The organism is Marinobacter sp. Hex_13, assembly GCF_001566815.1.
In the GTDB taxonomy this organism is placed as follows: domain Bacteria; phylum Pseudomonadota; class Gammaproteobacteria; order Pseudomonadales; family Oleiphilaceae; genus Marinobacter; species Marinobacter salarius.
In genome coordinates this window covers 141,344-156,448 of record NZ_LSMM01000001.1, presented here as the reverse complement: position 1 = coordinate 156,448, position 15,105 = coordinate 141,344, and the positions used below count along the sequence as shown (strand labels likewise).

At 58.9% G+C, this 15,105-nt stretch carries 16 protein-coding genes; 1 reads left to right on the top strand and 15 read right to left on the bottom strand.

What is annotated here, in order from left to right:
* Window positions 1-12: 12 nt before the first annotated feature.
* From nuoF to AXW11_RS00740, 6 genes are all read right to left on the bottom strand, one after another.
* Entirely contained in the window at window positions 13-1,395 is a 1,383-nt protein-coding gene (nuoF, locus tag AXW11_RS00765; protein WP_091641719.1) for an NADH-quinone oxidoreductase subunit NuoF, read from the bottom strand.
* On the bottom strand, window positions 1,392-1,907 hold the full coding sequence (gene nuoE / locus AXW11_RS00760) for an NADH-quinone oxidoreductase subunit NuoE (RefSeq protein ID WP_091641722.1): 516 nt from the start codon (window positions 1,905-1,907) through the stop codon (window positions 1,392-1,394). Before nuoE ends, nuoF begins: the two co-directional genes overlap by 4 nt.
* Window positions 1,907-3,652 (bottom strand): NADH-quinone oxidoreductase subunit C/D, encoded by a 1,746-nt coding sequence (gene nuoC / locus AXW11_RS00755; protein ID WP_075195904.1) that lies wholly within the window; start codon window positions 3,650-3,652, stop codon window positions 1,907-1,909. The genes nuoE and nuoC overlap by 1 nt, the downstream gene beginning before the upstream one ends.
* A gap of 11 nt (window positions 3,653-3,663) precedes the next feature.
* Complete coding sequence (locus AXW11_RS00750; protein WP_075195905.1) at window positions 3,664-4,341, bottom strand: NuoB/complex I 20 kDa subunit family protein; 678 nt, start codon at window positions 4,339-4,341, stop codon at window positions 3,664-3,666.
* A 72-nt stretch (window positions 4,342-4,413) separates the two neighbouring features.
* Window positions 4,414-4,830, bottom strand: coding sequence for an NADH-quinone oxidoreductase subunit A (ndhC, locus tag AXW11_RS00745; protein WP_041335332.1), 417 nt, complete (start codon window positions 4,828-4,830; stop codon window positions 4,414-4,416).
* 103 nt (window positions 4,831-4,933) lie between these two features.
* A complete protein-coding gene (locus AXW11_RS00740) occupies window positions 4,934-5,161 on the bottom strand; it encodes a hypothetical protein (RefSeq protein WP_075195906.1) in 228 nt (75 codons plus the stop codon).
* A gap of 174 nt (window positions 5,162-5,335) precedes the next feature.
* Between AXW11_RS00740 and AXW11_RS00735 the strand changes: the two genes are divergently transcribed.
* Window positions 5,336-6,580: an MFS transporter gene (locus AXW11_RS00735; RefSeq protein WP_036204390.1), complete on the top strand. Its 1,245-nt coding sequence runs from the start codon at window positions 5,336-5,338 to the stop codon at window positions 6,578-6,580.
* Between the two features lie 62 nt (window positions 6,581-6,642).
* Here the strand turns inward: AXW11_RS00735 and AXW11_RS00730 are convergent, their stop codons facing one another.
* The 9 genes from AXW11_RS00730 to osmF form a co-directional block, all read right to left on the bottom strand.
* Window positions 6,643-7,269, bottom strand: coding sequence for a Vgb family protein (locus AXW11_RS00730; protein WP_091641724.1), 627 nt, complete (start codon window positions 7,267-7,269; stop codon window positions 6,643-6,645).
* Between the two features lie 35 nt (window positions 7,270-7,304).
* The gene (locus AXW11_RS00725) at window positions 7,305-8,525 is read right to left on the bottom strand and encodes a helix-turn-helix domain-containing protein (protein ID WP_091641727.1); all 1,221 of its coding nucleotides are present in this window, start codon (window positions 8,523-8,525) and stop codon (window positions 7,305-7,307) included.
* 28 nt (window positions 8,526-8,553) lie between these two features.
* Window positions 8,554-9,942, bottom strand: a complete 1,389-nt coding sequence (locus tag AXW11_RS00720; protein ID WP_091641730.1) for a C13 family peptidase — start codon at window positions 9,940-9,942, stop codon at window positions 8,554-8,556.
* Window positions 9,939-10,505 (bottom strand): YdeI/OmpD-associated family protein, encoded by a 567-nt coding sequence (locus tag AXW11_RS00715; RefSeq protein WP_036204383.1) that lies wholly within the window; start codon window positions 10,503-10,505, stop codon window positions 9,939-9,941. Before AXW11_RS00715 ends, AXW11_RS00720 begins: the two co-directional genes overlap by 4 nt.
* 153 nt (window positions 10,506-10,658) lie before the next feature.
* Entirely contained in the window at window positions 10,659-11,270 is a 612-nt protein-coding gene (locus AXW11_RS00710) for a LysE family translocator (RefSeq protein WP_036204380.1), read from the bottom strand.
* Complete coding sequence (locus AXW11_RS00705) at window positions 11,271-12,011, bottom strand: ABC transporter permease (protein WP_036204378.1); 741 nt, start codon at window positions 12,009-12,011, stop codon at window positions 11,271-11,273.
* Entirely contained in the window at window positions 12,011-12,958 is a 948-nt protein-coding gene (locus tag AXW11_RS00700; RefSeq protein WP_036204376.1) for an ABC transporter ATP-binding protein, read from the bottom strand. Before AXW11_RS00700 ends, AXW11_RS00705 begins: the two co-directional genes overlap by 1 nt.
* A 20-nt stretch (window positions 12,959-12,978) precedes the next feature.
* Window positions 12,979-14,154 (bottom strand): ABC transporter permease, encoded by a 1,176-nt coding sequence (locus AXW11_RS00695; protein ID WP_075195913.1) that lies wholly within the window; start codon window positions 14,152-14,154, stop codon window positions 12,979-12,981.
* 3 nt (window positions 14,155-14,157) lie between these two features.
* The gene (gene osmF, locus AXW11_RS00690; RefSeq protein ID WP_091641733.1) at window positions 14,158-15,090 is read right to left on the bottom strand and encodes a glycine betaine ABC transporter substrate-binding protein OsmF; all 933 of its coding nucleotides are present in this window, start codon (window positions 15,088-15,090) and stop codon (window positions 14,158-14,160) included.
* Window positions 15,091-15,105 lie beyond the last annotated feature (15 nt).

Here is a 15,105-nt window from a genome sequence, read left to right as displayed (position 1 = left end):
GATGACTTTCGCTCAGATTTCTCCCACCGGAATCGGGTCCTGATGGGCCTTACCCCGGGGTTTGCTGACGCCCTGCTCAAACTCCTGCCGGAAGTGTTTCAGGGCCGTCTGTAACGGCATGGCGGCGCCGGGCGCATGGGCGCAGAAGGTCAGCCCTGGGCCGCAGTCCGCCGCCAGCTTGTCCAGTAGTTCGATATCGCCAGTTTCACCCTGCCCCAGTTCCAGTGCCCACAGCAGTTTGACCGTCCACGGCAGCCCGTCCCGACAGGGGGTGCACCAGCCACAGGATTCCCGCGCAAAAAACTCCTCCAGGTTGCGCATCAGCGCCACCATGCTCTGTTCCTGAGGCACCACCGTCAGCAATCCCGTCCCCAGACGACTGCCTTCCTTGCCCACGGTGTCGAAATCCAGCGGCAGGTCCAGATGCTCCGGCAGCAGAAACCCGGTGCTGGCGCCGCCTGGCAGCCAGGCCTTGAGTGATCGGTTGCCACGCATACCCCCAGCCCGCTCAAGGATTTCTGCGCCGGTTGTCCCCATGGGCAATTCCCACAGGCCGGGCTTCTCCACCGGGCCGGACACGCCATAGAGTTTGCTGCCGCCGTCTTCAGTGCGATCTCCGGAAAGTGCCTGATACCAGTCCGCACCCTTGAGGATCACCGCCGGCACGTTGCACAGGGTTTCCACATTGTTCACCACCGAGGGTTTGCCCCAGGCCCCCGACTGGCCCGGGAACGGCGGCTTGGCACGGGGGTTGGCCCGTTTGCCTTCCAGCGAATTGATCAGTGCGGTTTCCTCGCCACAGATGTACCGCCCTGCGCCGGTATGCACGGCAATGTCGAAATCAAAGCCGCTGCCATTAATGTTGGCGCCCAGCCAACCGGCCTCCCTGGCTTCGTCCAGAGCTCGGTTCAGAACTCGAGCTGCCTCCACGTATTCACCGCGTAGGAAGATGTAGCCGTAAAAGGAATTGTTGGCCAAAGCCCCCAGAATCATACCTTCGATCAGCAGGTGAGGCTGTTGCTCCATCAGCAGGCGGTCCTTGAAGGTGCCTGGTTCCATTTCGTCCGCATTGCAGATCAGGTAGCCCCGGGGCATGTCGCCGCCCTGCAGGGTCAGGCTCCACTTGAGCCCGGCGGAAAAGCCTGCACCGCCGCGACCTCGTACATTGGCGTCTTTCATGGTGGCGATGATGGCCTGAGGGTCGCCATTGTCCAGCGCATTGCGAATCGACTGGTAGCCTTCCTTGCGCAGGTATTCGTCAAGCCAGATCACTTCGCCGTCGTCCCGCAGCCGCCAGGTCAGCGGATGGGTATCCGGATGACGGTCCGCCTCCGGTTGCAACAGCCGGCTGCGATAACGCACGGATGTACGCTGGCTGGAAATGGACTCGCTCATGGGTAACCCTCCAGCAGGCCCGGCAGGTCGTCCGGCGACACCGGGCCATAGGTATCATCGTCAATCATCAGCGCCGGCGCGCCATCGCAGGCACCCAGGCAGCAGACCGGCAGCAGAGTGAACCGACCGTCTTCTGTGGTCTGGCCATAGTCGATTCCAAGATGGCTCGCCAACGCCTGTTTCAATTCGTCGAAACCACTCAGAAAACAGGAACTGCTGTCACAGACCAGCACCACATGCCGACCCACCGGCTGACGGAAGATCAGGCTATAAAAGGTCGCCACGCCCTCTACCGACGCGGGGCCGATACCAAGCACCTTTGCAATGGCGCCAATGGCACCATCCGGCACCCAGCCGTAACGGCGCTGGACGATTTTCAGGGCCTCAATGCACGCGGCCTGAGGCTGCTCGTAGTGCCCTACTTCTTCCAGCATCGCGGCCTCGTCCGCGGGATCAAGTTCGAATCCGTCGGTGCCGATAAGCCGATGTGTCTGCGGTGTTGTTGCCATCATCAGCGGTCCACGTCTGCCATCACGAAGTCGATACTGCCCAGGTGGGCGATCAGGTCCGGCACGAAGCCTCCGCGCATCACCGCCGGTATCTGCTGCAGGTGCGGGAAGCTCGGGGTGCGGATGCGGGTACGGTAGCTCATGGTGTTGCCGTCACTGGTCAGGTAATAACTGTTGATGCCCTTGGTGGCCTCAATCATCTGCAGGGATTCATTGGGTTCCAGCACCGGCCCCCAGGACACCTGCAGGAAGTGGGTAATGAGGGTTTCAATGTGCTGGAGCATGCGTTCCCGGGGTGGCGGCGTCGTCAGCGGATGATCTGCCTTGTAGTCACCCGTGGGCATATTGTTGACGCACTGCTGGATGATTCGAAGGCTCTGGCGCATTTCGTCGATACGCAACTGTCCCCGATCGAACACATCCCCGTTGTGGCCCAGCGGCACCTCAAAATCGAACTGTTCATAACCGGAGTAAGGCCGCTGCTTACGCAAATCAAAATCGCAGCCGGTGGCCCGCAGGTTAGGCCCGGTCACCCCCCACTCCAGTGCCTCGGCTGTATTGAAGGCCGCCACATGGCGGGTCCGCTCGCGCACGATGGCGTTTTCCATCATCGCCCGCTCGTATTCCTTCAGGCGTGCAGGCATCCAGTCCAGAAAGCCCTGCACCAATTTTTCCCAACCCTGTGGCAGGTCCTGCATCACACCGCCAATGCGGTACCAGGCCGGGTGCATGCGAAAACCGGTAATGCCTTCGATCACCTCGTAGCCCCGCTGCCGGTCGCTGAAGGTGTAGAACACCGGCGTCATGGCCCCCAGATCCTGCAGGTACGTCCCGAGGAATAGCAGATGGCTGGTGATGCGGAACATCTCGGCCATCATCACCCGAATCACCTTCACCCTGTCCGGCACCTCAATACCGGCCAGTTTTTCTGCGGCCAGCACATAAGGCAGGTTGTTCATCACGCCACCGGTGTAATCAATGCGATCGGTGTAGGGAATAAAGCTGTGCCACGACTGGCGCTCGGCCATTTTCTCGGCGCCCCGGTGGTGGTAGCCAATGTCCGGCACGCAATCGACGATTTCCTCACCGTCCAGTTGCAGCACGATGCGGAAAGCCCCATGGGCGGATGGGTGGTTGGGCCCCAGGTTGAGGAACATAAACTCCGCCCCGTCGCGTTCACGCTGCATGCCCCAGGCTTCCGGGTCGAACCGCATGGCTTCCTGTTCGGCATCCTGGCCTTCCACAGTCAGGGTATAGGGGTCAAACTCGGTGGCCCGGGCGGGGTAATCCTTCCGCAGCGGGTGGCCTGTCCAGGTCGGCGGCATCAGGATCCGCTCCGGATGCGGGTGTCCGGCGACGGCGATGCCAAACATGTCCAGAATTTCCCGCTCGTACCAGTTGGCATTGGCGAAGACGTTGCTAACGGTGGGCACCCGCAAATCGCTCTCTGGCAGCCCAACCTTCAGGATCAGGTCTTCATTACGCTCCACCGACAGCAAGTGGTAGAACACGGTGAAGTCAGCCTCTGGCAGACCGTTCCTGTGACCACGCAAGCGCTCATCCACGGCCGACAGGTCATAGAGCATGGAAAATGGCGCTGGCTGCCGCTTCAAGTGGGTCAGGATATCCACGATGCTCTCACGAGACACCCAGAATACGGGCATGCCCGTCAGCGTGGGCTGTACATGCAGTACATCCTCTCTAAAATCGCCCAGCAGGCTCTCTAAGTCAGCGGTGCCTGTCGTCATCGTTGCGTTTGTCACAGTTTGTCCGGCGTTCTCAGTTCGGTGGCCTGGATGCGCTGGTCCCGCCATTTTTCACGCTGGGACGGCATCTCCGCCCGATAGACACCCTGATCGCCCACCACCCAGGACAGCGGGCGGCGCTCCTCCTGAATGGAGTCCTGCAGCAACTGCAACCCCTGCAGAAAGGCCTCTGGCCGGGGCGGGCAACCGGGCACATACACATCCACTGGCAGGAACTTGTCGACGCCCTGCACTACCGAGTAGATATCGTACATACCGCCGGAGTTTGCGCAGGAGCCCATGGAGATTACCCACTTGGGTTCCAGCATCTGGTCGTACAGTTGCTGGATCACCGGTGCCATCTTGATAAAGCAGGTACCGGCAATCACCATGAAATCCGCCTGTCGGGGCGATGCGCGGATAACTTCGGAGCCGAAACGGGCAATGTCGTGGGGCGCGGTGAAGGCCGTGGTCATTTCCACGTAGCAGCAGGACAGCCCGAAGTTGTAGGGCCAGAGGGAATTCTTGCGGCCCCAGTTGACCGCGGAATTGAGAACGTCGCTCAGCTTGCCGGTGAACACATTGCGTTCAAGCTGGCGTTTCACCGGATCTTCCGACGGTTCCTGTTGCCGTACAGGGTATTGCGTGTCACCGTCCGGCGAAGGTTCCGCCCTGGTCAGTGTGTAGGACATGCTGCGCCTCCATGGGCGCTGGTCCCAACAGCGAAATCACCGTTGGCCCGCGCCATAATCGGGTGCGTTGAATCAGCCTGCCGGACTACGAGGTCTACCGCTGGATGATTCCGGGGCCCAGTCCAGGGCACCGGTACGACTGTCATAGAGCAGACCGGCCAGCAGAATCAGGATAAAAACCGCCGCGCCCCAGAATCCTGTCCAGCCCACGTCGGGAATGACAATGGCCCAGGCAAACAGGAACACGGCTTCGATATCGAAGATCACGAACAGCATCGCGACCAGATAAAACTTGACGGAAAAGCGTTGTCTGGCATCACCGGTGCCGACGATGCCGGACTCAAAAGGGAGGGATTTGCTGACACCCCGGCTACGCCCTCCAAGCAAGCTGGAGGCACCCACCATAAAGGCACAAAGGCCCAATGTGGCAACGATGAAGAAGCCGGTGGCCCAGTAGCGGACCAGCAAGTCAGTGACGGTGTCTGCCATGCGCTCTCCCTATGAATTCAGGATGAAGCCCTGACTAGAAACCTAACAGTGGATTAGCGTTTGCGCAAATAATGAACGGCGAAAATCAATGACCTGGGGCAACTCAGCCGCCCCTCACACCCAACCTGTCCAGATAGACATGGAGCTCCGCTTCGCTGATGTTGACGTATTCCACCACCCGGCCATAGAGCATAACCGTTGGCACGTTACGACCTTTTAACTCATGCTGGGTTTCGTGTAACACATAGAGAATGATCCGCTCCGTGCGGGTGAGACCGTCACGGGCGTCGGGGATGGTTTCCAGCAGGGTATCGATTTGTTCCGGCGTCAATGAACTTTCTACCTCACCTCTGAAGCGCTGTTCTCGACAGCGCACGAATTCACACCACAGACGGATCGGATGGGCCCCTTTAATTCAAGCGAGACCATCACTACAGTATTTCCGCACAACCCCACAAACTTATACGGACATCCAGACTAGCGGACAAGCGGGGACCGACGATTGATGCGGCAAACCATCATCAGCCTGACGTCACTGATCCTGAGCATCATTCTGCTCATCGCGGGTAACGCTTTCCTCATGACCCTGCTGGGGCTCAGGCTCAGCATCGAAGACTTCAGCGCCAGTGTGATCGGGTGGATCCTGGCGTTCTACTCCATCGGCTTTGTGGCCGGCACGCTCTATGCCGGGCGCATCATTGAAAAGGTGGGACACATCCGCGCGTTCGCGGTTTTCGCCGCGGTGCTTTCTGCCTCGATTCTGATTTATCCAATGGCCGTCCAGGCCGGACTCTGGGGTGGCCTGCGGGCCGTGGGCGGCTTCGTAATGGCCGGCCTGATGATCGTGATGGAAAGCTGGTTCAGCAGCAAGGCCGACAACCGTAACCGGGCCAGCCTGTTTGCCATTTACCAGGTCATCTTCTTCCTATCCACTGCCGGGGGGCAGGTATTGATACGCGTCGCCGACCCGGCGGGCTTTATTCCCTTTTCCCTGGCCACCATCCTGGTGGTGCTCGCCCTCACCCCCCTGACAATGACCCGCCGGGAGTCACCGTCGGTTTCGCAGGGTGAACGCCTGTCATTACGTAAACTCTATAACAAGTCACCAACGGGCACGCTTGGTGCACTGATCGCCGGGCTGCTCATCAGTGCCTTCTATGCCATGGGACCAGTGTACGCTAATCAGATTGGTCTGAACCTGGGGCAGCTCTCCAACTTCATGGCCTCTGCCATCGTGGCTGCCATGCTGATGGCCTGGCCCATCGGGCAACTGTGCGACCGCTTCGACCGATACCGGGTCATGCTGGTGGCCGCCATCGTCGCTGCCGTGTGCAGTCTGGCTGCGGCCATTATTGGCAACATCAGCATGGTGGCCCTGGTGCTGTTTGTCGGGTTGTACATGGGCATCAGTGCTGCCATCTACCCAATCGCTGTGGCCATCACCAATGACCTGATGGAAACCCACCAGATCACCGCAGCGAGCACAGCGCTGTTACTGAGTTACGGCATTGGCAGCATCATCGGCCCGCTGGTCAGTTCCCTGTTCATGGACCTTCTGGGGCCGCGGGGCCTTTTCGTCAGCAATGCCCTGATGCTGGGAGGGCTGATCCTGTTCATGGTGGCGGGGCCGCAGCGCCAACACCCAACTGTGGAGCAGCAGGAGCAGTACTACACCGTCACTCCGGAAGCAGGATTGGGGGTTGAGGAACTTGATCCGCGCAATACGGAGTTTGAATCACGAGACATCTAGGATGCGTAGGATGCGCCTGCAACAACCCCACTGAGCCACCTGTCCATGGATGGTTTGGGCAGCTAATCCGGACGACGAACAACCCTCAACTTCCCACTCTGGCCGCCTCCGCAGAAGAAGCGACTACGACCATCGGCCCCAAGTCCCGATATGCCAACGCCGGACGGCATTGCAATGCTTTTCAGAACGTCCCCGGTCTGGGGGTCGATCTGCCTGATCTCATTGTCGTCACCGTCCCAGGTGGCGTGCCAAAGTTCGCTGTCGATCCAGGTAACACCGGTCACATCTCGGTTGGATTCGATGCTACGAAGAACCTTCCCTGTTTGCGGGTCCAGCTGATGAATCTTGCACGCCTGATACTGCCCCACCCAGAGAGAACCTTCCGCCCATGCCAGCCCCGAGCAGCCGTCTGGCGCAGGGATGGTTCCAAGTACCTCGCCGGTTTTTGGATCAACCTTTTGAATCTGGCTGTCCGCAATCTGGAAAATATGGTGTCCGTCAAAAGCGGTCCCGGCTTGTGCGGGCACACTAAGGGAATCGACCGGCTTGCCGCTATCCGGATCGATTGCATTCAGTTTGTCACCGGATGCAAACCAGACGCGCTGCCCATCGAATGTAACCCCATGGATCTGCTCAGCTCCGTGGAAGGGGCCGTACTCGTTGAGAATCTCTGCACTAAACTGTTTCATGGTCGTCTCCTGGTTGACTGAATCACGTCCCCATATTAGCCAAGGGCCAGTGAACCAGGGAGTAACAAGATTGTCGCGAATCCGGCAATGGGTGGCGTTGTCCAGCGGCGGTTTCGGCCCCGGCCAAACGAGTAAACCTTGCCTTCTGTCGCTAACGTATCGAGTGCCCGCTGCACGCTGCGCTGGCCGATATTCAACGCCAGAGCCAAGGCGGAACTCGACCAGGACTCACCATCGGAAAGCAGTGCCAGTATAGGCGCGTACTTTTCCTCCACTGGCTGTGCCAGGACGGCCACCTCGCACGCCTCGTGGGGTACCAGTGCAAAACCCCGTGACGTGGCATCCACGGTTGCCAACGGCTTCAATAACTCACGAAGGCGCCCGATCTCCACCCGCAGGCGTGCACGATGGGAATCATCAGCCTGTTTCATGCGAAATGCCCGTGCAATCAGCTCGTCTCTGGATGCTTCTTTGGGCCAGGCTTCAGCCATGATGCGAAGCAACACGAACAGCACTGGGCGCGTCGCGAGTAACACAACGGCTTCCTTGTGCTTCACGGTATAACGGCACCCGTCGACCACAAACGCCTGGGACGCCATTAACGCTTCTACTTCGTTCAGAAGCAGCAAACGCTCACTACCCATCCTGGTCAGGCGAGCGGCGGGCAAGCCCAGAAGTTCAACTTTACTGGCGACTTCAGCCACAAGAGCCGGAATACCGGCGTGCTGTGAGGCGCGTTCGGCCTGCAGGAGCGCATCGCGTGCCACCTGGGTTTCCAGGCGCCGCATAGCAATCCCGGCAACAATGAGTTCGTGGATGGTTCTCAACGCCGGCGGCAACGAGGCAACGTCCGTACCCCCTAGTTCGAACTCAGCTTCATTGAGTCGACCAATCAGCAGCCGGCGCCGGATATCGATATAGCGCGCATGCGTTGCATTCACCCGGTCGCCATGCTGTTCCAGCACCTCGCGCGCTGCGTCAAGCTTGCGGGATGGCCAGCCGAGATCACGGGAAGCAAGCGCAATTTCCGCCTCGGCCACAATGCACTTTGCGCGTGCCAACGGTTCCTGCGAACCAAAAGCACGGGTAGCGTTGCCTATCAACACCCTGGCCCGGTCCAGTTCTCCGAGCTGGGCCATGGCGATGCCACGCAGCGCAAGCGACGGCGCGTCGTCGCGCAAGGCAACGCAGTTCAGCGCGGCCAACGGGTCGCCCATTGCAAGCGCTCGGCCAGCGGCTGTGATCATCGGGTCCATCGCGAGCTCGTCACGGTGTTTTAGCTTTCTATGGCTTAGTTTGAGACATCTGGCTCAACCACTTCCGCAGGTTCTCACCGACGTGCGACTGGGGATAGGACCAATTCGATTCTTCCATACCAATCTCTTCTTCCCAGGTTCGGATCTGCTGGTTGATGTCCTCGAACATGGCATCAGGGTCGGCCAATGACAGCCCCACACTCTGATAAACCGCCTTGGTGAACCAGGTCATCTCCGAGTCATCACCACAGCCGAAAGAGGTACGGTCTGCCCGGGCGGAGGTCATGATCAGTGTGTCTTCGTCCTTGAGTGGCTCTATCCATTGGCCGGAGTAGCATGCCGAAATTACCAGCAATTTTCGGCGCACGTTCAGTGGTTCCAGCATTTCCGCAAAATCCTGCGGCGAGAGGTTCGGCAACTCGATACCGGGTTGCTGCAACAGCAACTGCCCGTTTTGCATGCCGTGGCTGACCAGGTGAACCACGAGCAGGTCTTCCTTCGGGTTCATCTGCGCATCCAATGCCGCCAGAGCTGAGGCAATGGATGGCCGGGTAGCCAGAGGAAACGTTTCATAGTCCCGGTGATTGAGCAGCATGATGGCGCGGTTTTCCACATCGAACTGCGCCTGAAGGCCAGTTTTGGCAACCTGGATATCGCGCATGAACACCGACTCGGTGCCGTCGCCACCAACTGCCAGGAAGTAAGCATCTGCTGCCTCCGCCTGTTCAGGGGCGAGGCTCTCGATCTGGTTGTTCAGGCGCCGACGGTCTTCGACGAGAATAGTCTCGGTGAAAAGCGCTGGTTCTTCCGGGACAGGTGCTTCCGCGACGTACTCTTCCTGGTCGACGAACTCACCAAACTCCCAGGTTCCTGTGAGGCTACCCAGATCCTCCGATTCGCCGGTAAAGGCGTAGCTGCCTTCCCCGTGGTAATACCAGTCACGGAACTCCCCTTCGTAGGTGCCGTAATCCGTAACGTGTTTTCCCTCCACGGGCTCGCCATCTTCAAACTCAGCGATATAGACACTGCCACCGGCTTCGTAACGCCCCTCACCGTGAAACTCACCGTTCCGGAATTCCCCCTCGTAGCGACTGCCGTCGTCTTCGATTACGCCCTGTCCCGACATCGTCCCTTTCTGGAACTCGCCCTCGTAATGCCAACCCGCCGGGGACTCGAGCTCACCATGGCCGTGCCAGTAGCCCTCCTGGAACTGACCGGTGTAAACCATGCCACTGGCAAATTCCTGAACGCCTTCACCGTGAAAGTAACCGTCCTGAATATCACCGGAATAGGTACTGCCGTCCGGAAGGCGGGCGTCAGGCGGAAGCAGTTGTGGCGCATCGCAGGCGGTGAGCAAAAGGATTGCGACCAGCGGGAAAGCTCGCCGCAGGGGGCTTGATACAACGGGCTTGCTCATCCAGTCTCCTGTGTGTCCGCCGCCTTGGGCGCACTGAGTGCTTTGCTGTAATACCCTGAAGGATCAAAGCAGCAAACGCGCCGCTTTCCCGAGGCCAGCATGTCGCACGCATCGCTAATCCGCTTCGTTCGGGTCTTCGCCTGCTTGGCTGAGACAACCCAATGAATCCAGTCCAGACGCGCGATGGTGGTTGTATCGTCCCAAACCGCCCGAGCCTCGGGGGCCGCTTCCAACGCCTCTTGCAGGTCCGAGGGAACTTCTGGTTCAGGTTCCTGGTCCACCGGCCTGATGCCCAAATCAACAACATCACCGACGCTCACACCTGCAGCTTCGAGATGTTCCTTGCTCACCTTTAGCCAATGGCTCAATTGACCATCGGGCTCGAGCGTTACCTGAAAATGATGACCGTTGAGGCTGGCCTCTACCGTTGTTCTTCCCCGCCTGGGAAGCTTTTTGCTTGCCTCCCGGGGCAGAACAATAAAGGCCCAGGGAGCGCCTTCGCCGGGCTTGGCCGGACAAAGTAATTCCGCGTTGAACTGAGAGTTTGTTTCACTTTGCTCCATGCTACTCCTCCCCTCGACATGCACTAGGCATTACCACTTTCTTTGACTTTATCGCCGACATGTTTGGGAAATCTAACCGATGGCTACACCACAGACAATGGAGCAGTTTCCAACGACGGAATCACCCATACAAGCGCTGGAAGTGATTCGCCGCTACCTGCTCGCCGTTGCCAGCCCCACACCAAAACCAACAAACGTCGCCCCACCCAGTTTATTGACCAAGTGCCCCCCTTTTTCAGATGAAAGCCAGCCACGGGCTGATCTGGCGAGGCGTGCATACAGCAAGTGGATGGCGACAACCAGGGCGCTGTAAGTGACGACCAAAAGGGCAAACTGGCCGACAAACTCTGTCGAGTAATCAATAAATTGAGGAAAAACAGACAGGAAGAAGAATACGGCTTTCGGGTTTGTGAGTTGCAATGTCAGCCCCTCAAGAAACTGGAGTTTCCTGCTCCGAGCTGCCGCCGTCGCTTCCTCCATTTCCGTAACAGGAGACCGCCACAGTTTTACCCCCAGATAAATCAGGTAGGCGGCACCAATAAACTTCATGATGCTAAATGCCGTCGCCGACGTCGCCAGTACAATGCCCAGGCTTGTGGCTGAAATACCCGCAACAATGAACGTACCAAAGGCAATCCCCAGAATTCCGCCGAAGGCACCGGACACACCGAACCGAATGGCGTTGGTCAGTGTCAACATAACGCCTGGCCCCGGGCTGAGGACAGTCGCTATAGCGATAACAACAAACAGCAGATAACTACCCATCTAGACTCCTACGGATTGCAATCGACGATCCCAGGATCGTTCAAGTGCTTCAAACAGGCTATCCGTTGTCAGCGCAAGCAACCCGATCAGAATCGCCCCTTGCAGCACATACGCGGTATTGCCGTTCACCAGCCCGGCGATCACCGGATCGCCCAGGGTGCGGGCTCCAATGGTTGAGCCGATAGCGGCGGTCGCGATATTGATAGTAACAGAGGTTCGAATACCCGCGAGAATGACCCTTCCGGCCAGGGGCAGTTCTACTCGCACAAGGACCTGCACTGGCGACATGCCCATACCCAGTGCTGCCTCCCGTACAGCCGGATTGATACCTTCCAGCCCCGCCAGGGTATTGCGCAGAATGGGCAGCAAGCCATAAAGGACCAACGCAAGAAGAATCGGAGCCTCGCCGAAACCAAGCACTGGTACCGCCAACGCAAGTACAGCCACCGGCGGAAAGGTCTGGCCAATGGAGGCCACTTGCCCAACCAAGGGCAGGAAATCGCGGCCAAAAGGACGGGTAACAAAGATGCCGCCAGCCACCGCAACGAACGTACCCACGGCCGCCGATACGACGACCAGCATCAGGTGATTCTGAAGCAGGAATAAAAAGCTCTCCCGTTCATAGATCACCTGCTGCTTGCCCGGCTGCACCCAGTTAAACAATGGCTCCAGCACCGGCATGCCGGCACTCAGCACGAGCAGCAGTGAGGCCAAAAGAGTGGCAGGTAACCAGACACGCATTACACGCCTTCCTGGATAATGCGTTCACGGGTAATCACACCTGTCTCCTGCCCCTGCGCATTGAACACCGCGACCTGCCGCAGGTCCTGCCAGAGCATCACGGACAGAGCCAGGCGAATACTGTCCTCCTCCCTGAGCACATGCTCCCCGGGTTCCGACTGCCGCGGCTCGGTGTGATTGGCCATCAGGTCCCGCACAGGCCGCAGGCTCATCAGTTTCAGACCGCGGTCCTGCTTGCCAATCAGGTTTTCAACAAAGTCCGATGCTGGATGGCGGAGGATATTCTCCGGCGTGTCATGCTGGATGATGCGCCCCTGATCCATCACGGCAATGCGGGTGGCCAGCTTCAGTGCTTCATCAATATCGTGGGTCACGAAAACAGTGGTTTTACGGACCTGCTTCTGGATCCGCAGCATTTCCAGTTGGAGGTTTTCCCGCGTTATCGCATCCAATGCACCAAAAGGTTCGTCCATCAGCAGAATGTTGGGGTCCGCCGCCAATGCCCGCGCAACACCGACCCGTTGCGCCTGGCCGCCAGACAATTGCTGGGGGTATTTGTTGGCGTGGGCGCTGGGGTCGAGATCCAACAAGGTCATCAACTCGTCGACGCGTGCGTCGATCCGCTCCCTCGGCCAGTTCAATAACCTGGGCACCATGGCGATGTTGCGCGCCACCGTCCAGTGAGGAAACAACCCCGTACCCTGGATCACATACCCCATGTTCAGCCGCAGCTGTTCCGGATTCATGGTGGTGATGTCCTCACCATCCACCAATATCTCGCCAGCGCTGTGGGGCAAAAGACGGTTGATCATGCGCAGCGTGGTCGATTTACCGCAGCCGGAACTGCCCACCAGCACGCAGACTTCACCGGTTTCGATGGTCAGGTTAACCCCGTCCACTGCGACGGTATCGCCGAAACGCCGAGAGACATTTTTCAGTTCAATCATCCGACCAGTTCCTTCCCCTATCAGGCCGTTGCCGGTGTCGGCTTGAGACTGGCCGCCAACATCGTGAGTAACGCGTCGGCAAGCAGCGCCAACGCAATCGTAGGCAAAGCACCGAGCAACACCAGGTCCATCGCCGCCTGCCCCAACCCCTGAAAGATAAAACCACCGAAACCACCCGCGCCGATGAGGGCGGCTACCGCCGTCAGGCCGATTGCCTGAATGGTTGTGATCCGTACACCCTCAATCATCACCGGCAGCGCCAACGGCAGCTTGAGCTGATAAAACACCTGGTGTTCATTCATACCCATACCCCGCGCCGCATCGGCCAGGCTTTCGGGAACTTCGGTAAGAGCCACAAAGGTGTTGCGCACCATCGGCAGCAAACTGTAAGCGATCAACGCCAGTAGCGCTGGCGCCCAGCCAATCCCCCGGATGCCAAGATCCTGCAGAAACGGGAGCGCTGACGAGAGCGCACTGAGTGGCGCAATCAGCAAACCAAATACCGCAAGGCTTGGAATGGTTTGCAGAAAACTCACGGCGCCCAGAAGAGGACGCTGCCAGGCGGGGCTTCGGATCATTTTAAGCGCCAGGGCGAACGCCAGGCCCGCACTGATGGCGACCGCACCCAATGCCAGGGCCAGGTGCGTCCAGAGCGCTTGCTGGAACTTGTCGGGGCGAGCGTTGAACTCCCGCACCAGCGACAGACTTTCCAGGCCCTCGCCACGCAGCAGGACAATCCAGCTCCCACCGATAAACACGAGCAGTATCAGTTGAAGCCAACGCCGGGCTTCGAGCCGGCCAAGGGTCTCAATCAACATCAGCGAAAGCAGGAACAGAAGAGACCAGAACCCTGCCCCGACCGACGAGCGGGCGTAGGGCGAACCCTCGGGCAGATGGAGGGCGGCAAACATATCCAGCAACAGCGGCATCGTTGCCAGTGAAAGCCCAATCAGACCGAGCAGGAGCTCATAGCGACGACGTAACGGCAATGTGGACAGCACAATGGTCGCCAACAGAATCCCCGTAACCAGCCCTGCCCCTGTCCATCCCACGGCCGAAAGTAGGCCATGGCCGGTGCCCGGAACAATACGGTTGGGTTGGATAGTACCAAGGTCCAGCAACCAGACCAGTGCCAGGGCCAACACCCCAAGCACCGGAATGACTCGGTTTGGGCGCAAAGTCTCGGTGATCGCCAAATCTTAGTCCTGAGCCAGGGAATCCAGATAGTCCCGCGCAACTGCTTCGGCAGGCACACCATTCACCGCAACCTGGCCATTCAGGCGCTGAAGAGTCTCCAGGTCCAGTGACTCAAAGACCGGCGCAAGAACTTCGCGGATGTTCGGATACGTTTCCAGCACCTCTGCGCGCACGATAGGCGCGGGCTGATAGACCGGTTGAACGCCCAGGGTGTCTTCCATCACCTTCAGGTCGAGTGCGTTCAGACCACCATCAGTGCCGTAGGTCATGGCGCCATTCACATCGTTGTCGGTCAGGGCCGCAGCCCGGAGCGTCGCAGCAGTGTTGCCGCCGGACAGGATCAGCAACTGGTCAGACCCCAGTTTGAAACCGTACGCTTCCTGGAACGCCGGCAACGCGCTGGCAGATTCGACAAACTCGGCACTGGCTGCAAACTTAAAGGCGCCGCCGCCATTGATATAGGAAGCCAGATCTTCAAGCGTGTTCAAGCCGTTCTCACGTGCCAGATCGCCCCGCACACTCATGGCCCAGGTATTGTTGGCTTTCGCCGGTGTTAGCCAGACAATGTTATGTGCCTTCTTATCAAGGCTGGCAGCCTGCTCGTAGGCCTTGGCGGCATCTTTCCAGATGTCCCGGTCTGCCTGATCATGGAAGAAAGCGGCATTGCCGGTGTACTCCGGGTACAGATCTATCTCGCCGGCCTTGATAGCATTGCGAACGATGCTGGTCGCGCCGAGCTGCAGGCGGTTCTCAACCGGAATGTCGGCCTCTTCGAGGGTTTGCAGGACCATCTGGCCTAACACGGCGCCTTCCGTATCGATCTTGGACGACACCACCACAGGGTCAGCGGCCAGAGCCGGCCCGGAGATCAGAACAAGGGTAAAAGCCGCTGCGCGGTAAAAAGGGGAGATAGCGGGCACGGTTATTCCTCTCATTGGTTGGCCTTTCTT